Annotated in this window: 19 protein-coding genes; 17 read left to right on the top strand and 2 right to left on the bottom strand. The window is 38.3% G+C overall.

The features are described from left to right. Positions 1–7: 7 nt before the first annotated feature. The 12 genes from pth (at position 8) to ACM66U_RS09005 (ending at position 12,136) form a co-directional block, all read left to right on the top strand. Positions 8–562 (top strand): aminoacyl-tRNA hydrolase, encoded by a 555-nt coding sequence (gene pth / locus ACM66U_RS09060; RefSeq protein ID WP_151899795.1) that lies wholly within the window; start codon positions 8–10, stop codon positions 560–562. Then, positions 556–1,632, top strand: coding sequence for an LptF/LptG family permease (locus tag ACM66U_RS09055; protein WP_346389885.1), 1,077 nt, complete (start codon positions 556–558; stop codon positions 1,630–1,632). Before pth ends, ACM66U_RS09055 begins: the two co-directional genes overlap by 7 nt. A gap of 53 nt (positions 1,633–1,685) precedes the next feature. Beyond that, a complete protein-coding gene (lysA, locus tag ACM66U_RS09050) occupies positions 1,686–2,897 on the top strand; it encodes a diaminopimelate decarboxylase (protein ID WP_188110035.1) in 1,212 nt (403 codons plus the stop codon). Between the two features lies 1 nt (position 2,898). Next, positions 2,899–3,687, top strand: a complete 789-nt coding sequence (locus tag ACM66U_RS09045; protein ID WP_418640576.1) for an HAD-IIA family hydrolase — start codon at positions 2,899–2,901, stop codon at positions 3,685–3,687. After that, positions 3,687–4,769: a prephenate dehydratase gene (gene pheA / locus ACM66U_RS09040; RefSeq protein ID WP_151899798.1), complete on the top strand. Its 1,083-nt coding sequence runs from the start codon at positions 3,687–3,689 to the stop codon at positions 4,767–4,769. Before ACM66U_RS09045 ends, pheA begins: the two co-directional genes overlap by 1 nt. Beyond that, on the top strand, positions 4,766–5,860 hold the full coding sequence (gene hisC, locus ACM66U_RS09035; protein ID WP_151899799.1) for a histidinol-phosphate transaminase: 1,095 nt from the start codon (positions 4,766–4,768) through the stop codon (positions 5,858–5,860). The genes pheA and hisC overlap by 4 nt, the downstream gene beginning before the upstream one ends. A 19-nt stretch (positions 5,861–5,879) precedes the next feature. Continuing rightward, positions 5,880–7,589 carry a flagellar basal-body MS-ring/collar protein FliF gene (gene fliF / locus ACM66U_RS09030; protein WP_418640575.1) on the top strand — a complete coding sequence of 570 codons (1,710 nt, stop codon included), beginning with the start codon at positions 5,880–5,882 and terminating at the stop codon, positions 7,587–7,589. A 2-nt stretch (positions 7,590–7,591) separates the two neighbouring features. After that, on the top strand, positions 7,592–8,620 hold the full coding sequence (gene fliG, locus ACM66U_RS09025; RefSeq protein ID WP_151899801.1) for a flagellar motor switch protein FliG: 1,029 nt from the start codon (positions 7,592–7,594) through the stop codon (positions 8,618–8,620). Positions 8,621–8,623: 3 nt separating this feature from the next. Beyond that, positions 8,624–9,403, top strand: coding sequence for a flagellar assembly protein FliH (fliH, locus tag ACM66U_RS09020; RefSeq protein ID WP_151899802.1), 780 nt, complete (start codon positions 8,624–8,626; stop codon positions 9,401–9,403). A gap of 1 nt (position 9,404) precedes the next feature. Continuing rightward, on the top strand, positions 9,405–11,228 hold the full coding sequence (dxs, locus tag ACM66U_RS09015; RefSeq protein ID WP_418641413.1) for a 1-deoxy-D-xylulose-5-phosphate synthase: 1,824 nt from the start codon (positions 9,405–9,407) through the stop codon (positions 11,226–11,228). A gap of 72 nt (positions 11,229–11,300) precedes the next feature. Further along, positions 11,301–11,732 (top strand): DUF4395 domain-containing protein, encoded by a 432-nt coding sequence (locus tag ACM66U_RS09010; RefSeq protein ID WP_346389888.1) that lies wholly within the window; start codon positions 11,301–11,303, stop codon positions 11,730–11,732. After that, positions 11,732–12,136: an RrF2 family transcriptional regulator gene (locus ACM66U_RS09005; RefSeq protein ID WP_151899804.1), complete on the top strand. Its 405-nt coding sequence runs from the start codon at positions 11,732–11,734 to the stop codon at positions 12,134–12,136. Before ACM66U_RS09010 ends, ACM66U_RS09005 begins: the two co-directional genes overlap by 1 nt. Here the strand turns inward: ACM66U_RS09005 and pgeF are convergent. Beyond that, positions 12,133–12,855: a peptidoglycan editing factor PgeF gene (gene pgeF / locus ACM66U_RS09000; protein WP_418640574.1), complete on the bottom strand. Its 723-nt coding sequence runs from the start codon at positions 12,853–12,855 to the stop codon at positions 12,133–12,135. The genes ACM66U_RS09005 and pgeF overlap by 4 nt on opposite strands. Positions 12,856–12,901: 46 nt before the next feature. Between pgeF and ovoA the strand changes: the two genes are divergently transcribed. From ovoA to ACM66U_RS08980, 4 genes are read left to right on the top strand one after another with little or no spacing between them, the layout of a single operon-like run. Continuing rightward, positions 12,902–15,001 carry a 5-histidylcysteine sulfoxide synthase gene (gene ovoA, locus ACM66U_RS08995; protein WP_418640573.1) on the top strand — a complete coding sequence of 700 codons (2,100 nt, stop codon included), beginning with the start codon at positions 12,902–12,904 and terminating at the stop codon, positions 14,999–15,001. Further along, a complete protein-coding gene (locus ACM66U_RS08990; RefSeq protein WP_418640572.1) occupies positions 14,986–16,182 on the top strand; it encodes a pyridoxal phosphate-dependent aminotransferase in 1,197 nt (398 codons plus the stop codon). Before ovoA ends, ACM66U_RS08990 begins: the two co-directional genes overlap by 16 nt. Beyond that, positions 16,175–16,396: a hypothetical protein gene (locus ACM66U_RS08985; RefSeq protein WP_151899808.1), complete on the top strand. Its 222-nt coding sequence runs from the start codon at positions 16,175–16,177 to the stop codon at positions 16,394–16,396. The genes ACM66U_RS08990 and ACM66U_RS08985 overlap by 8 nt, the downstream gene beginning before the upstream one ends. Further along, positions 16,397–16,822 carry a pyridoxamine 5'-phosphate oxidase family protein gene (locus ACM66U_RS08980; RefSeq protein ID WP_151899809.1) on the top strand — a complete coding sequence of 142 codons (426 nt, stop codon included), beginning with the start codon at positions 16,397–16,399 and terminating at the stop codon, positions 16,820–16,822. Here the strand turns inward: ACM66U_RS08980 and ACM66U_RS08975 are convergent. Next, positions 16,797–16,970 carry a uracil-DNA glycosylase gene (locus ACM66U_RS08975; protein ID WP_151899810.1) on the bottom strand — a complete coding sequence of 58 codons (174 nt, stop codon included), beginning with the start codon at positions 16,968–16,970 and terminating at the stop codon, positions 16,797–16,799. The two genes, ACM66U_RS08980 and ACM66U_RS08975, sit on opposite strands and share 26 nt — an antisense overlap. Positions 16,971–17,051: 81 nt before the next feature. Between ACM66U_RS08975 and ACM66U_RS08970 the strand changes: the two genes are divergently transcribed. Then, positions 17,052–17,747: a dUTP diphosphatase gene (locus ACM66U_RS08970; protein WP_418640571.1), complete on the top strand. Its 696-nt coding sequence runs from the start codon at positions 17,052–17,054 to the stop codon at positions 17,745–17,747. Position 17,748: the final 1 nt, after the last annotated feature.

Here is a 17,748-nt window from a genome sequence, read left to right as displayed (position 1 = left end):
TAGCAATATGCTTATAGTTGGGCTGGGAAACCCTGGATCCGACTATGAGGCTACACGCCATAATATCGGTTTTATGGTTATAGATGAACTGATTCGTCGTCATAATGCCAGTAAGATTTCCTCCTCATCATTTCAAGGTGAACTCTATAAATTTCAAAATCATTTTTTATTAAAACCATTGACATATATGAATCTTTCCGGAGAATCTGTTGTAAAAGTAAAGCAGTTTTACAAAATCGAAGATGTCGTTGTAATACATGATGATTTGGATCTTCCCTTTGGTGCCTTACGTTTTAAAAAAGGCGGAGGACATGGCGGGCACAACGGTCTTAAATCAATAGATTCAAAAATATCCCGTGAATATGTCAGAGTAAGAATGGGCATAGCAAAACCAGCGCATAAGGGAGAAGTGGCCTCTTATGTATTAAGTCCTTTTAGTGCAACAGAACAAAAATGTCTGTCGGAATGGATAGATAAATGTTGTGATGCAGTGGAGTTTTTACTGACACATTCATTGGAAGAGACACGGTGCAAATACTCCCAAAAGGCAATGGAATGTTAGCATTCAGATATATTTCATGGCACTATATAAAATATTTTTTGATTATACTGACAGCTTTGGTTCTGTTTGTTGTCGGTTTTGACTATATGGGCAGTGCCCAGGATTTATCCAAGTCATCGGCAAACCTTATTTTGATTTATCTGGTGTACAAATCATTTTCTGCCATAGATATTTTACTGCCAATCGCACTGGTATTTGGAATGATATCTACAAAAATATATCTTATCCGCTCCAATGCACTTGTTTCATTCTTTTCTTTGGGATATTCAAGAGTAGATGTTTTGCGTCCCTTTGTTCTTGTCTCTACCGCTGTTATTGTTCTGTTTATAGCGCTGCATGCCTGGTCGAATTTTGCCAGAGCAGAAGAGTTTTCCAGAAATATTAAAAAGAATTCGCAATATTTAAGTCCCACACGCGATCTTTTTTTTGCGTACAAGGGAAAGTATATATATTTTTCAAAACTGCTTCCTTTGCAGGAAACTGCGAAGAATATTCGTGTGTTTAGTGTTACAAATGAGTCTTTAAAAGAAGTGGTTGTTGCCAAGTCAGCCAGATACATAGATAACTACTGGTTTATCAGGCAGGCTGACATTATTACTAAGCCTGATGATTTGTCTCTTGCCTCACCCGGAATAAAAGTCACTAAAGCAAAAGATTTGAAAATTTTAGAAGGGTTTCGCCCTAAAATGCTTGACCAGGTATATGAGGGAAAAGTGAACTTTACAATTATAGATGCCGTGGATGCTATGCTTTTACTGAATAAACAAAACATTAATACGGATAATATCAAGTCAGCACTTTATAAAATATTTATCTATCCTTTTTTTGTTCCGTGTCTCATTGTTATAATATTTTTCTTTGTCCCAATGAGTGTACGATTTTTGAATGTTTCTCTTTTTACATTTGGTGCAATCCTGGCAACGTTGCTCACCTGGGGAATTCTCTTTTTTCTGATAAAGCTTGCAAACAATAAAGTGATACCGAGTGAAGTCGGGATAGTTCTTCCTGTTGCGATATTGGCTCTATTGGCCTTTTTTCAGTGGTATAGACACAGAACACTACTGTCTTAGGCACTTCTAAGCACATTTTAGATAAAATCATCTAAAAAATATTTGGAATTTTTATGATTGATTTTAAAGCATTGGCAGATGAGTATGGAACACCCTTGTACGTATATGATTTTGATTATATGTCCGCACAGTATACAGAGTTAAAAGAAGCATTCAGGGGACGTAAGTCTATTATTGCTTATGCAGTAAAAGCAAATTCAAATTTAAGTGTTGTTCGTCATTTTGCAAAAATGGGCAGTGGTGCTGACTGTGTTTCTATCGGTGAAGTGCGTCGTGCTCTTTTGGCAGGAATTCCCGCATATAAAATTATATTTTCTGGTGTCGGCAAAAGTGATGAGGAGATACGTGAAGCGATAGAAAAAGATATTTTATATATCAATGTTGAAAGCGAAGCGGAGCTTGATCGGGTTGAGGCTATTGCAGAGAGACTGGACAAGCCTTCACGCATAAGTATCAGAGTGAATCCCAATATTGACCCGCAGACACATCCTTATATCTCTACCGGACTGCATGACAATAAATTTGGTGTGGATCTCTCAAGTGCTAAACGTATGTATATCAAGGCTAAAAATTCTCAATATTTGGACCCTGTCGGTATTCATTTTCATATAGGCTCACAACTGACACAATTGCAGCCGATAAGAGAAGCTGCCGAAATAGTTGCAGATTTGGTGCGTTCACTGCAGGCTATTGATATAGAGTTGAAGTTTTTTGATGTTGGTGGCGGACTTGGCGTCAAATATGATAATGAAGAGACGATAAAACCATATGATTATGCACAGGCAATTTTAGGAACACTTACGGCACTTGATTTGACGATTCTTTGTGAACCGGGCAGGTTTTTGACGGCAAATGCAGGATACTTTGTGACGAGAGTTCTCTATGAAAAACAAAATGGTGATAAAAAATTTGTTGTTGTTGACGGTGCAATGAATGATCTGCTGCGTCCGTCACTCTATAATGCATATCATAAGATAGAAGCAATTACAGACAATAATGGTCCGGTGAGAGAAGTAGACATAGTCGGTCCGGTGTGTGAAAGCGGTGACTTTTTTGCGAAAAACTATCCTCTGCCGGAGCTAAAGAGAAATGATTTGCTTGTGATTCACAGTGCCGGTGCCTATGGATTTGGAATGGGGAGCAATTACAATACACGTGGACGAAGTGCGGAAGTCGCTGTTGAAAACTCCAAAGCAAGACTTATCAGAAAAAGAGAGTGCTTTGAAGATCTTATCTGTCTAGAACAAGAATTTTTAGTAGACTAAAATGTATTTTATAGATGTGCAGGGAACGCTTATCAGTGATGAAGACAAATCTCCAATAGATGGAAGCAGGGAGTTTATACAAATGCTCAATCGTGAGCATATTCCTTATATGATCATAACAAATAATACAAAAAAAGCATCACAGAATTTTTTGGCATATCTAAACAGACTGGGTTTTGAATTTGACGCGACAAAGTACCTTGATCCTTTAATGCTTCTGGAATCCCGTGTCGAAAAAGAGGCTGTGGCTGCATATGGTGCAAAAGCGTTTTTACAAACACTGCAAAGCATGGGATACAAACTTGACTACACAAACCCCAAAACCGTACTGATTGCCATAAAAGAGGATTTTTCTGCGGATGAATATGCACAAATGATAGATTTTTTACTTGATGGTGCGAAACTTGTCGGTATGCATGAGACATCTATTTATGCAAAAAACAACAGGCGCTACCCTGGAGTAGGTGCGATTTTGAAGATGCTTGAATTCGCGACAAGCTGTTCTTATGATGTTGTAGGCAAACCAAGTCAGGCATTTTACAATGAAGCACTTAAAAGAATTAAAAGACAAAATCCTGCCGCAGATTTTCAAAACATAACTATTATCAGTGATGATGTAAAAGGTGATTTGGGCGGAGCAAAAGAGCTTGGTATGAAAACACTCTTTGTAACAAGCGGAAAATATAAAAGTGCCGAGGAAATTGTCCCTTTTTTAAAAGAAGCAAATATCCCCGATTTTATATATAAAAATATGCAGGATATTTTAATCCGCCACAAGATGGAGCAATAATGAAAACTTTAGATGACTGTAGAGAAGCGATAGATGCGATCGACAATGAGATGCTTACACTGTTGAATAAGCGTATGAAAGTTGTCCAGAGAGTCGGAGAAATCAAAAAAGAGACCGGTGGCGCAATCTATAGACCAGAACGTGAAAAAGCAATTATTGACAGACTGGTTTCTTTGAATGAAAAAGAGGGCGGACTGTTAAATAACAAAGCGATAGAAGCAATATTTTTAGAAATTTTTGCTGTGGCAAGAAATTTGGAACTGCCGGAACGTATAGCCTATTTGGGGCCTGAAGGGAGTTTTACGCATCAGGCGGCTGAGAGCCGTTTTGGGGCTATGAGTGACTATCTTTCGTTAAATTCTATCGCTTCTGTATTTAAAACACTTGAATCCGGCCGTGCCAAATTTGCAGTTGTGCCTATTGAAAATTCCCGTGACGGAATTGTTGGAGAGACACTTGATCTGCTTGCAAAAAGTCCTATGAAAATTGTTGCAGAACTTTATATGCCGATTCACATGTCTTTTGCAACAAAGGCGGAAAAACTTGAGGATATTACAAAAATCTACTCAAAAGACAAAGGCTTTGGGCAGTGTCGGGAATTTTTAAATGAACATGGTTTGATCAATGTTGAACTGATCCCGGTAGAATCGACGGCAAAAGCAGCCATTTTGGCGGCACGTGAGCCAAATTCGGCTGCAATATGTTCTCATATTGCAGCAAAACTGTATGGACTTCCTACTCTGTTTGAAAACATTGAAGATGCCATAGACAATACAACGCGTTTCGTCATTTTAAGTGATTTTAAAAATTCTGTCAGCGAGAATGATAAAACTTCGATACTGGTACGATTAAAAGACGCTGTTGAAGCTGGTTCTCTGGTGCGTTTTTTACAGGATTTTGAAGAAGAGAAGATAAATCTTTCAAAAATTGAGTCTCGTCCCTCAAGAGACAAAGGTGGTTTTGGCTACTGGTTTTATATAGACTTTTATGGTCATATAGATGAGGAAAAGATTCAAAAAGTCATACAGAAACATAAAGACGAAGTCACTTGGCTTGGAAGTTACGTAAAGGGTGAAGAGTGAAATTTAATAAAAAACTACAAAATATCAAAACTTATGAGGCGGGCAAGCCTATAGAACTTGTCGTACGTGAATTCGGCATAGAACCAAAAGATATTGTAAAACTTGCTTCAAATGAAAATCCGTATGGATGCTCCCCCAAAGTACAAAGTGCCGTGGCAAAAATTCTACCGAATATGGCACTTTATCCTGATGACAGTATGCTTAAACTTAAAAATGCGTTAACAAAAAAATATGCAACAGAGCACAAAAATCTTATTATCGGCAGCGGAAGTGACCAGGTTATAGAATTTATTATGCATGCAAAAGCTGATGAAAATTCCAAAATACTGATGAACAGTGTGACTTTCGCAATGTATGAGATTTATGCGAAACATGTCGGGGCAGAGATTGTGAGAACTGCATCACAGGAGCATGATTTAGATGAATTTTATGGGCTTTATAAAGAGACAAATCCTGCGATAATTTTTTTGTGCACACCGAATAACCCGACAGGGGATGCAATAGATGCAGACAAATTGATGAAGTTTATAGAAAAAATCGACAATGATACTTTGGTTGTTGTAGACGGTGCCTATATGGAATATGCTGCATATAAAGACAAAAGTAAAAAAATCATGCCTCAAGAGTTGGTTGAAAAATTTGAAAATGTCATTTATCTGGGTACTTTTTCAAAAGCCTACGGACTTGGAGGCATGCGTGTCGGGTATGGTATTTCGTCAGAAAATATTATAAAAGAACTGTATAAACTGAGACCGCCTTTTAACATAACGACATTGTCGCTTGAAGCTGCCAGTGTTGCACTTGAAGATGAGGAATTTGTAAATAATTGTATCGCTTTAAATTTCCAGGAGATGAAACGCTATGAAGAGTTTGCAAATGAGCAAAAAATAGATATAATAGAGAGTTATACAAACTTTGTTACTTTATGCCTGAATAACACACAAAATTCGACAGAAATTTCTAATGCTTTATTGCGTAAAGGAATGATAGTACGGGATTTAAGTGGTTATGGGTTGAATGCAATTCGTGTAACTGTCGGAACAAAAGAGCAAAACAGCCGTTTTTTTGAACTTGCATCACTGTTATTATAAAATTTAAGATGGGAAGTTGATGGATTTTAAAGTACTTTTTTCGCAATTATCAGTTTTGTATGCAAAACTTACAAAACAGCAAAAAATGATTATAGCAGCTGCTGTAATAGGTATTGTTGCTTTTTTGATTTTTTTAGTTGTTTTTACTGCTAAAAAAACCTCACTTGACAGATATGAAGTACTTTTTGATTCTCTGACACCCTCTGAAGCTGCAAAAGTTGTAGAACAGCTTGATAAAGATAATATTCCTTATAAAATTGAAGCAAACAATGTTATCAAAGTGCCTCGTGATATTGTGTACAAAGAGAGGATTTCTATTGCCTCTTTGGGTATTCCAAAAAACAGAGGCGTGGGATTTGAACTTTTTGACAAACAGGAATTCGGTGCTACAAATTTTGATCAAAAAATCAAGCATCTGCGCGCATTGGAAGGTGAACTCTCCCGTACTATCAGTGCACTTTCACCTGTAGAAAAAGCAACAGTGAGCCTTGCTCTGCCGAAAGAGACTCTTTTTGTCTCCAAACAGGTTGATCCGACAGCCTCTGTAATGGTGCAGCTGGTTGAGGGAAGGATGCTTACTTCCAAGCAAATCAGGGGAATTAAAAATCTTGTCGCAGCAGCTGTGCCAAAACTAAAACCTTCTAATGTAATGTTGATTGACAGTGACGGCGTAACACTTGGTGATGACGATGAAATGGCGCAGATGAGTGAACTCTCTATTGCTCAGCAAAAATATAAAATAAAAGAAGAGAAAAAAAAGCAGGAAAAAATCATTGATGTTATCGCACCTTTTGTAGGCGGCAGTGACAAGGTTGTGGCACAGGTAACCATAGAATTTGATTTTTCACAAAAAAACTCTACTTCCGAAAAATATGATCCTGAAAATGTTGTGCGAAGCGAACAGGTTAATGAAGAAAAAAGAGAAGGAAGTGCCCCAAAAGAAGTCGGAGGCGTTCCTGGAACTGTAAGCAACATTGGTCCGGTACAGGGACTTACCTCAAATAAAATGGTGGAGAAATATTCAAAAAACTCCGGCACAACGAATTATGAAGTCGGAAAAACCGTCAGCACTACAAAGAGTCAGTTTGCAAGAATCAAAAGGATAACGGCTGCAGTTGTCGTTGACGGAAAATACAAACCAAAACTGGACAAAGAGGGGAATCCAACTGATGAGATGGAGTATGTGCCTTTGGATGCTGCGGACATAAATGCCTTAACCTCTCTTGCCAGTCGTTCTATCGGTATTGATCCTAAAAGAGGCGATCAAATCAGTGTACAAAATTTGCAGTTTGAAAGAGCATCTGTAAGCGGAGGGGCTCAGGGAGTCAACAAAGCTATTGCATTCAGTGAAACATATTTGGCTCCATTTTCCGGTTTGCTGAAATATCTGTTTGTGTTTATCCTATTGTTTGTTTTGTACAAAAAAGTCATTGCTCCGTTTGCGGATAAGATGCTTGAAGTGTCAAAAGAAGAAGAAGAACTTGTTGCGCCTTCACTGGAACTGGATGAAGAAGAGGGCGATGATTTGGTCGAAAAAGTACAAAAAATGCGTAAAAAAGTTGAAGAGCAACTTGGTATGGGAAGTAATTTTAATGAAGATGACCTCAAACATGAGGTTATCCTGGAAAAAGTAAAAACTATGGCGGAGGATAGACCTGAAGAGGTGGCTTCTTTGCTGGAGGCTCTTTTGAGTGAAGAGTCTGAAGTTCCATCTAAAGAGAGGAAGTAAGTATGGCTACTTTAACACAGCAGCAACAGGCCGCACTTGATGAAATGAGTATGGCAGAAAAAATTGCCATACTTCTGCTGCAGTTGGGTGAAGACGCAACAGCGGCAATATTTTCAAATATGGGTGTTGAGGCTATTACTGAAATATCAAAATATATTGCAGCAAACAGAACTATTGACAAGGCAATAGCAACTGCTGTTTTAGAAGAGTTTCATGCGATATTTCAGTCGGGTCAGTATATGACATCAGGCGGTATGGAGTATGCAAGAGAACTGCTCTACAGAACACTCGGTCCCGAAGAGGCAAAAAAGATTTTAGACAAACTCTCAAAAAGCATGCAAAATACACAAAACTTTGCCTATCTTTCAAAAATCAAACCACAACAGCTTTCAGACTTTATTATCAATGAACATCCACAAACAATTGCTTTGATTTTGGCACATATGGACCCTACTGAGGCTGCCGACACATTGCAGTATTTTCCGGATGATTTGCGAAGTGAAGTTGCGATGCGTATGGCAAAACTCGGAGACATTTCCCCTTCGGTTATCAAACGGGTTTCTGCTGTTCTTGAATCAAAACTTGAATCGCTTGCTTCTTATAAAGTAGAAGTTGGCGGAACACGTGCGGTTGCAGATATCTTTAACCGCCTTGGTGCAAAAAGCTCTAAAGCGACTTTGGCAAATATTGAGCAGGTCGATGAAGAGTTGGCAACACAGATTAAAGAGATGATGTTTACTTTTGAAGATATTGTGACTTTGGACAAGAATTCTATTGCAGAGATTTTAAAGGCTGTAGACAAAGCAGAATTGATGCTGGCACTCAAATCTGCTCCGGAAGAGTTAAAAGAGAAGTTTTTCTCTGCAATGAGTGAGCGGGCTCGAGAAGCCTTTGAAGAAGAGATGCAGTTCCTGGGAGCAGTCAAAATGAAAGATGTTGAGGCGGCTCAGAGAAAAATTGTGGAAGTGGTCAATCAGTTGGCTGAAGCGGGAACTATCCAAATGGGCTCCAGCGAAGAGATGATAGAGTAAAAAATGGCAACTATAATATCTGAAAATGAAATTAACGAGCATAATGTGCAAAAATACAGTTTTAAAGTTATTGCAATGGGCTCAAAAGAAGAGCAAAAAAAAGAAAATAAGGTATTTACACAAGAAGACAATCCAAAGGCAAGAGCTTCGGATGTTGATTCGAGTGCTCTGAGTACGAGTTCAAAAGATTCGCTTATAGAGTCTTTAATGAAAAAAACAGATGAAATGTCATCAAACTTTATAAAATTGCAAATGAGACTCGAAGCCAAAGAAGAAGAGTTTCAAGAAGAACTGAAAAAAGCCAGGGAAGAGGCTTTTGCTGAAGGCTTGAAGGCCGGAGAGGCAAAAGCAAGAGAAGAGATTGACAAAACACTGCGTAGTAAACTCGAGCTTTTGACAAACTCCATACAAAAACTTGAAGAGAGTGCGAGTGAATTTGAAAAAGCTTTAGAAGGGATAAAGAACGAATTGCTGCATGCGGCCATAGACATTGCAAAAGAGGTTGTACAGATTGAAGTCAGTGAAAATTCCTCACAGATTGCTAAAAAACTCAGTGATGAGTTGATACAGGAATTACAAAATGCTTCTAAAATAACACTGAAGGTCAATCCAAAAGATCACAGCGCTATCGCAGAACATTTTACCAAACTTGAGCATGTAAAAGTTTTGCCTGAAAGTGCAGTAAGTGAAGGCGGTGTTATAGTTTTGAGTGATGCAGGAAATATTGATGCACAAATATCAAAAAGATTTGAGAGAGTAAAAAAGGCAGCTTTAAGTGAGTAGAATGAATATAAAAGAGAAAAGTATTAAAGAGCTTGAAGCTCTCAGTGAAGATATAAGAAAACGAATTTTGGAAGTTGTGAGTAAGAATGGCGGACATTTGAGTTCTACTCTCGGGGCTACAGAGATAATTGTGGCAATGCATAAAGTATTTGATTCTCAAAAAGATCCTTTTATCTTTGATGTATCACACCAGGCGTATGCCCACAAACTGCTTACAGGAAGATGGGAAGAATTTGATACACTCAGACAGTTTAAGGGAATATGCGGTTATACAAAACCAAGCGAAAGCAGCGATGATTATTTTGTGGCAGGACACAGTTCAACGTCAATATCTCTGGGAGTCGGGGCTGCCAAAGCCATAGCGCTTAAAGGTCAGCAAAACGAACGTATTCCCGTGGTGCTTATCGGTGACGGTTCTATGACGGCAGGTATGGTGTATGAGGCGTTAAATGAGTTGGGTGAGAGAAAGTACCCGATGATTATTATTTTAAATGATAATGAGATGAGCATAGCAAAACCTATTGGTGCAATCAGCAGAATGCTCAGCTCTGCCATGGCATCTCCTTTTTACCAAAGATTTAAAAAAAATACGGAGAGTTTTGTCGACAACTTTGGTGACGGTGCCAGATATATTGCAAAGCGCATGGAAGAATCTTTGAAACTCATTACTCCGGGCATACTCTTTGAAGAGATGGGGATTAACTATATAGGTCCAATAGACGGGCACAATATTGCACAACTTGTAGAGATACTCAAAACGGCAAGAAAATTAAACGAACCGGTTATAATTCATGCACAGACTCTTAAAGGAAAAGGGTATGAAATTGCAGAAGGCAAAGAAGAAAAATGGCATGGTGTCGGTCCGTTTGATCTCTCCAGCGGCAGTTCTGCCAAAAAAGCCGCAACAAAAAGCGCGACACAGATATATACCGAGTCTCTTCTTTCTTTATGTGAAAAAAATGAGAAGATTGTCGGTGTTACAGCAGCAATGCCAAGCGGTACAGGGCTAAGTGAGCTTATAAAAAAATATCCGACACGTTTTTGGGATGTGGCTATTGCAGAACAGCATGCCGTGACTTCTATGGCAGCACTGGCAAAAGAGGGATTTAAACCTTTTTGCAGTATTTATTCCACATTTTTGCAGCGTGCCTATGATCAGGTAATTCACGATACCTGCTTGATGGATCTGCCTGTTGTATTTGCACTTGACCGTGCCGGAATTGTTGGAGAAGACGGAGAAACCCACCAGGGTGTATTTGATGTCAGTTATTTGCGGACTATTCCAAATATGACACTGTTTGCACCTAGAGATGAGAAGAGTTTTCATCAGGCAATGGGTTTTGCCGCAAAATATGAGCATCCGTGTTCTTTGCGTTATCCCAGGGGTTCTTTTACAGAAACTGATTTGCCTGAGTCTGCACCTTTTGAACTTGGAAAATCCCAGCTTTTACAGACGGCAAAGAGCAATATTCTTTTTATCGGTTACGGAAATGGTGTCGGACGGGCATATCAAACAGCACAATGCATGAAAGAAGATGTAAGTATTCTCGATTTACGTTTTGTAAAACCGCTTGATGAAGAGATGCTCAAAGATTTGTCAAACAGGTATAACAAATGGTTTGTTTTTTCAGATACGGCAAAGTATGGCGGTGTCGGCTCTGCTATTTTAGAGTTTTTGGCAAAGGAGAATATTTTAAATATATCCGTTGTATCTTTTGAATACGAGGATGCATTTATCACACACGGTAATACCAGAGTTGTAGAAGAGTCTTTAGAACTCTTGCCTGAACAACTGGCAAAAAAAGTCATAAACCATAAACCTTAGTAATCTACTATGTTTACTTGACTTTAAACGACTTCTTTATTATTATTCCAACAATCAATACAAGGAGTCGGCATGAGTCAAAAGTCCTGTCCTATATCATTTATCAAAGTTGATGCTAATATTGTCAGAATTAATGCATCTTATATTTTACTGCTTTTCAGTCTTTATCTTAGTACATCATCCAGGGGTATTGTGCTTTTTTTAATTGCAGATTTTATGATAAGACTTTTTATTGACAAAAACTACAGCCCTTTGTACTTCCTGTCTGCAAGAACTAAAGAGCTGTTACATGTAAAGAGTAAATTTGAAGATGCTGCAGCTAAAAGACTGGCTACATATTTTGGGTTGATATTTTTAGTATTTATAGTATTATTTGATCTATTGCATGCACAAATGCTGTTTTATATTATGAGTGGTGTTTTTCTTGTATGTCTGTTTTTGGAAGTTGCTTTTAACTACTGTCTGGGATGCAAAATGTATTATTTATATAAAAGATTTATGTAATGGTAGGCGTGTCTACAAAAAGCCTGTATGGTGTTGCAGCAATGCATGCGTTGTACAATTCTCCCAGAAACAAGCTGATGCAGATAAAAGAGATAGCTGCGATGACGCAAATTTCGCACGGTTACCTTGAACAGATTCTTTCAAGCTTGAAAAAGCACGGCTTTGTTGTAAGTATAAGAGGTGTAAACGGCGGGTATAAACTGGCCACAGATGCTTCTAATATTATCGTTCTAGATATTGTAGAAGCCTTGGAAGGAGAACTTTTTGTAGTAGGGCAAAATGTTGGAGCAAGTGTAGTGCTGGACTCTTTTTGGAAAGATATTCAGGAGAAAGTCCGTGCTGTTTTTCATGTAAAACTCTCTGAACTTGACAAGGCATATGCAACATATTTTTATGAAATTTAAAGCATAATAATCCCTGCAAATCTTCCGGTAGGGTTGTTTTTTCTGTAAGAATAAAATCTGTCAGAATGACAACAGTTGCAAATATCTGATATCTCAATATTCTTGGCTAAAACACCTGCTGCACAGAACTGTTTCTGGAGTATTGCTCTGATATCCAGGTAGAATTTCTTTCCTTTTTTATCAACAGCATAACTGACTTCTTTCTCTTTTGCCTCTTTGTAAATCTGCTCATTTATTTCATAACATTTCTGACATATTGCAGGTCCGACGGTGACTAGAAGATCCTTCATATCAGATGAAAAACTCCTGACAAAACTGTTAAGAACATTTTGAACAATATTTTCAAAGGCTCCTGCTCTGCCGGCATGTGCTGCAGCAATGACATTTTGTTTGGGATCATAAAAAAGGACCGGAGAACAGTCGGCTGCCATTACCAGCAGAGGGGTGTTTTTTTTATTTGTAATCACTGCGTCACAGGTAGGAGGATTGAAAAAGTTGTCGTTTTTATCAACTGTTTTTACAATATTTGAGTGAATCTGTTTCATGTGTACAAGTGCTTTATAGTCATAATGGAGCTTTTTTGCCAAAGTTTTATGATTTTGCAGTACATTTTTTGGATTATCCTGAACATGAAAGGCTAAATTCCCGCTTTCCTTACATGTAAAGGCATGTGTGAGTTTTGAGTAGTTGTTTAATAATTTACTTTGATAAAATTTCATATAATGATTATAACATAAGCCATGATAAATAGAAAAAGGAAAAATATTGAGTAAACTAAGTATGTACCCGGTCACACTTGATGGAGAAAATATTGAGAAAAAACGCAAAGAGATACGCGAGTACTTCCATAATACCTTTGATCTGTTTGAAAAAGTTTTTGAATTGTTGCAAGATGAGTTTGTGTTTTACAAGAAAAGCGAACCGACCCGTCATCCAATGATATTTTATTTTGGACATACAGCGACCTTTTTTGTAAACAGACTTGTGAGTATGCAAATAATTTATGAAAGAATAAATCCTGAGTTTGAGTCTCTGTTTGCTGTAGGCGTGGATGAAATGCGTTGGGATGATCTGGACGAGTCACGCTACAGGTGGCCTGAAGTCTCAGCAGTGAAAAATTACCGGGATGCTGTGCGAAAACTGGTGGACAGATTGATCATGCAGTTGGAGTTTAGCTTACCGATAAAACAGAACTCACCAATGTGGATTATACTGATGGGGATAGAGCATGAACGTATTCACATAGAGACATCTTTGGTGCTGCATCGTCAAATGCCTCTGGAATATATCAAAGATGTTCCTGAATTCAATATCTGTACACACTCTTCAGATGCGCCTCAAAATGAGATGATAACACTCAAGGGCGATACAGTTACTCTGGGAAAAGCCAAGAATCATCATCTGTATGGATGGGATAATGAATATGGCAGCTATGAAGAAGTTGTTAAAGATTTTCAGGTTTGTAAATTTCTTGTCAGCAATGGCGAATTTATGGAGTTTGTCAATGACGGCGGATATGAGACAAAAGAGTACTGGAATGAAGAAGGGTTGGTGTTTTTAGAAAAATCCAATGCAAAGCATCCTCATTTTTGGGTCAAAGAAAACGGAGTCTTTAAGTACAGAGCGTTGAGCAAGATTATAGATATGCCGCAAGATTGGCCTGTAGATGTGAATGCTCTTGAGGCAGAAGCATTTTGCAGATACAAAAGCAAAAAAGAGAATAAAGAGTATCTCCTTCCAAGTGAGGCAGAATATGAGTTGATATATAAAAAAGCCAATCTTAAAGATGTTCCTGCCCTGCATGAGAGTCGTGCAAATATCAATTTTTATCATTATGCTTCCTCCTGTCCTGTTGATGAGTTCGGTTTTAACGGGATTTATGATGTTATAGGAAATGTATGGCAGTGGAGCAGAACACCGATACGCCCTTTTAAAGGTTTTGAAGTGCATGCGGCCTATGACGACTTTTCTGTGCCTACTTTTGATGACAAGCATGCTTTGATACTCGGTTCATCATGGGCCAGCAGTGGAAACCTAATCATGAAACACTCTCGGTATGCATTTAGAAAACACTTTTTTCAAAATGCCGGTTTTCGCTATGTTATAACACAAAACAGCAAAGATAACCGTGGAGATATCTATGAGAGTGATGAACTTGTTTCACAGTATTGTGAATTTCAGTATGGTGACACGCATTTTGGTGTTGAAAATTTTGCCATAGCCTGTGCAAAGATTGCTGCAAAATATGCAACAAATACAACAAAAGCACTGGATTTAGGCTGTGCAACAGGAAGAGCCAGTTTCGAGCTTGCAAAAACATTTGACAGAGTTGAGGGTATAGATTTTTCTGTACGTTTCATTCAGGTCGGTTCCAAATTACAAGAAGCAGGCTATGTTGCGTTTACATGTAAGGAAGAGGGTGAACTCAGTATCAATAAAAAAGTGACTCTGCAGGATTTGGGATATGAGCAGTTGGCTGAGAAAGTCTCTTTTTGGCAGGGAGATGCCTGTAACCTGAAGCCTGATTTCACTGCGTATGATTTGATAATGGCGACGAACCTCATAGACAGACTTTACAACCCAAGACTCTTTTTGGACACGGTAGACCAAAGACTCAATGCCGACGGTATACTGATGCTTACCTCTCCCTATACATGGCAGGAAAGCTCTACAAAAAAAGAGTTTTGGCTTGGCGGATACAAAGATGAAAACGGGAATGCAGTCAGAACAATAGAGCGCCTGAAAGATATTCTGCATGATAAATTTGAGCTTTTACATGTAGAAGATTTGGAGTTTGTCATAAAAGAAACAGCAAGAAAATATCAACATACCGTTTCACAGGTAAGTGTATGGAAAAAGCGTTGAAGAAGTACAGTTTTGAAACAGCCAGTGAACGTGAAGGCAGCAATGCGGAAAAATATGTTTTAAGAGAACAGCTTTTCGGTACACAGGATGTCCTTCCTGTATGGGTAGCAGATATGGATATAGATACACCACAGTGTGTTTTGGATGCTGTGAAAAAGAGACTCCGGCATCCGGTGATGGGATATGAAGAGGTACCGGAGTCCGCATTTATGGCACAGATTGCATGGATGAAACAAGAGCATAATGTTACTTTTGCATTGGAAGATATGTTCTATTCCCATTCTGTTGTAGCATCGATGCATACTGCTATAGAGGCTTTTACAAAAGAGGGAGAGGGTGTTATCGTACAAACACCTGTCTATCCGCCTTTTTTCCACAGTGTCTTGCAATTAAACAGAAAACTTGTCAAAAATCCGCTTACATGTAACAAGCAGGGAAAATATGAATTTGATATAGAAGATTTGAAAGCAAAAATTGATGAAAATACAAAGCTTTTGCTGCTGTGTTCTCCTCATAATCCTGTGGGAAGAGTATGGAAAAAAGAGGAACTTGAACAGATACTGGAAGTTTGTCTACAACATAATATTGTCGTTTTTGCGGATGAAATACATGCTGATCTGGTCTATGCACCATACAAACATACTCCGTTTGCCGCATTAGGCTCACGGGCAAAAGATATTACACTTACCGCAATTGGCGTAGGAAAAACTTTTAATATGGCAGGTTTTGCAATAAGCACAGTAGCCATCCCGAACAAAGAGCTGCGGGAAAAATTTAAAAAAGCGTATGACAAAGTGCATTTTGCCCAAGGCTCATCTTTGTCACATGTAGCATTTGAAGCTGCCTACAAAGAAGCAAAAGAGTGGCTTAGAGCATTGAAAATTCATTTATATGAAAACTATTCTATGCTGAGCGCACTTGCAAAAAAGTATCCGCACTTTATAAAGGTAACACCGATTGAGGCGACCTACCTGGCATGGATTGATTGTCGCGGTATGGGCTTAAAAGACAAAGAGCTCCGTAGCTTTTTTATCAAAGAAGCAAAACTCGGACTTAATCCCGGTATCAGTTTTGGCAGAGAAGGCAGTGGGTTTATGCGCTTGAATTTTGCGCTCAGCTCTGCTAAAATGGCAGAGGTCGTTCAAAGACTTGAAAATGCATTGAGGAAAATAAGTGGCTGATATAAACTGGAATGAGTATAAAGAGTATAAAAGATACACAGCAAAAAATGACAATTTCGCAATATTGCTTGATTTCATTAAGAGTTATTATAACATGACAAACCCTTTTGAAATCTTTGAAATACTTGTTCAGGACGAAACGGCAAAAATGATGCTGGATAAACGCAATATAACAGATCCGGAAAAACTGGAAAATTTTATGTTTCAAAACTAAATGAAGAAAGAGTTAAAAAAAATTACTGCGTTTATTCAAAAACATCATGTGATGAGCCTGGCAACAACAGACAGGGACCAACTTAGCGTTTGCAGCCTTTTTTATGCGTATGACACGAAGAGTCTCTCTTTTATCGTAGCAAGCAGTGAAGAGACATTACATGTAAAGCATATTTTAAAAAATCCGTTTATTGCAGGGAATATTTTACTTGAAACACAGGAAGTCGGAAAAATTGAGGGTTTACAGTTTCGGGGGGAAATGAAGCAACTGCAAAACAGTGCTTTGAAAAAACTCTATTTTAAAACCTTTCCGTATGCATTGGCAATGATGCCCAAACTCTGGCAAATAGAAGTGCATTATTTTAAATTGACTGATAACAGACTGGGTTTTGGAAAAAAAATTATTTACGAACCGTTTTCACTTTAAACAAGGAGCAATCAGCCCCACTGCTGTTTAAAACCACCATAGAGGGAATCTGTACGGATTTAAATCCGTACGCTTTGCATCCATGCGGTTTTGATGCTTCCCAGGTTACATAATAGTATTCACATTTTCTACAATTAATTCTTTTCATAAATCTCTCTCTTTAAGTAAGTAATTCTAGCATATTAGATAAAATAAAGAAATGAATTTCTTCCAGATTAAAAGGAAACAGATGAATAATAAAATTTTTTTGATGCTGCAACTGCAAAATCAGCTCAACGATGCAACCAATGGTGAAGAGTGGACAAAAGGCATAACAAAAAACGGCAAGTCTATTAACTGGAAACGCTGTATATATATGGAGTGCGCAGAGATGGTGGACAGTTTTGGCTGGAAGCATTGGAAGAGTATAGATGTCGAGCCTGACTGGCAAAATCAGCAGATTGAAGTTATAGATGTCTGGCATTTTATTATGAGCCTGGCAATAGAAGAATACAGTAAAAATTTACAAGGCGGCATCGAAGATATAGCGATAGACATATCAGCTTTGAAAGCACTCGGTGGCATAGAATCCGATGCTGCAGCATTTGCATCGCAGGAGGATGTGATGCAAAAAATTGAAAATCTTATACGCATTGCTGTCTCAAAAGAGAGCATTGCTTTAGAAGAACTGGTATCAGAATTTTTTGATTTGGTCAGTATGAGCGGTCTGAATCTAGAGACGCTTTATCGTCTTTATGTAGGAAAAAATATACTCAATCAGTTCCGTCAGGATCACGGATACAAAGAGGGCAGCTATATAAAAATCTGGAAGGGTGAAGAAGATAACGTTGTGATGAAAAGAATATGGGAAGAGCACGCTGATGTGACTCCTGATGAGCTGTATAAAAAACTTGAACAGGCCTATCCTGCAGAAAGTGAGAGCTGAT

Source organism: Sulfurimonas sp. ST-27 (genome assembly GCF_048081595.1).
GTDB lineage: Bacteria > Campylobacterota > Campylobacteria > Campylobacterales > Sulfurimonadaceae > Sulfurimonas > Sulfurimonas hydrogeniphila.
This window is presented reverse-complemented; position numbering and strand designations above follow the sequence as displayed.

Coding starts and splice junctions, on each gene's coding strand:
- pth (WP_151899795.1), top strand. CDS start 8: ATGCTTATAGTTGGGCTGGGAAACCCTGGATCCGACTATGAGGCTACA.
- ACM66U_RS09055 (WP_346389885.1), top strand. CDS start 556: ATGTTAGCATTCAGATATATTTCATGGCACTATATAAAATATTTTTTG.
- lysA (WP_188110035.1), top strand. CDS start 1,686: ATGATTGATTTTAAAGCATTGGCAGATGAGTATGGAACACCCTTGTAC.
- ACM66U_RS09045 (WP_418640576.1), top strand. CDS start 2,899: ATGTATTTTATAGATGTGCAGGGAACGCTTATCAGTGATGAAGACAAA.
- pheA (WP_151899798.1), top strand. CDS start 3,687: ATGAAAACTTTAGATGACTGTAGAGAAGCGATAGATGCGATCGACAAT.
- fliF (WP_418640575.1), top strand. CDS start 5,880: ATGGATTTTAAAGTACTTTTTTCGCAATTATCAGTTTTGTATGCAAAA.
- fliG (WP_151899801.1), top strand. CDS start 7,592: ATGGCTACTTTAACACAGCAGCAACAGGCCGCACTTGATGAAATGAGT.
- fliH (WP_151899802.1), top strand. CDS start 8,624: ATGGCAACTATAATATCTGAAAATGAAATTAACGAGCATAATGTGCAA.
- dxs (WP_418641413.1), top strand. CDS start 9,405: ATGAATATAAAAGAGAAAAGTATTAAAGAGCTTGAAGCTCTCAGTGAA.
- ACM66U_RS09010 (WP_346389888.1), top strand. CDS start 11,301: ATGAGTCAAAAGTCCTGTCCTATATCATTTATCAAAGTTGATGCTAAT.
- ACM66U_RS09005 (WP_151899804.1), top strand. CDS start 11,732: ATGGTAGGCGTGTCTACAAAAAGCCTGTATGGTGTTGCAGCAATGCAT.
- pgeF (WP_418640574.1), bottom strand. CDS start 12,855: ATGAAATTTTATCAAAGTAAATTATTAAACAACTACTCAAAACTCACA.
- ACM66U_RS08990 (WP_418640572.1), top strand. CDS start 14,986: ATGGAAAAAGCGTTGAAGAAGTACAGTTTTGAAACAGCCAGTGAACGT.
- ACM66U_RS08980 (WP_151899809.1), top strand. CDS start 16,397: ATGAAGAAAGAGTTAAAAAAAATTACTGCGTTTATTCAAAAACATCAT.
- ACM66U_RS08975 (WP_151899810.1), bottom strand. CDS start 16,970: ATGAAAAGAATTAATTGTAGAAAATGTGAATACTATTATGTAACCTGG.
- ACM66U_RS08970 (WP_418640571.1), top strand. CDS start 17,052: ATGAATAATAAAATTTTTTTGATGCTGCAACTGCAAAATCAGCTCAAC.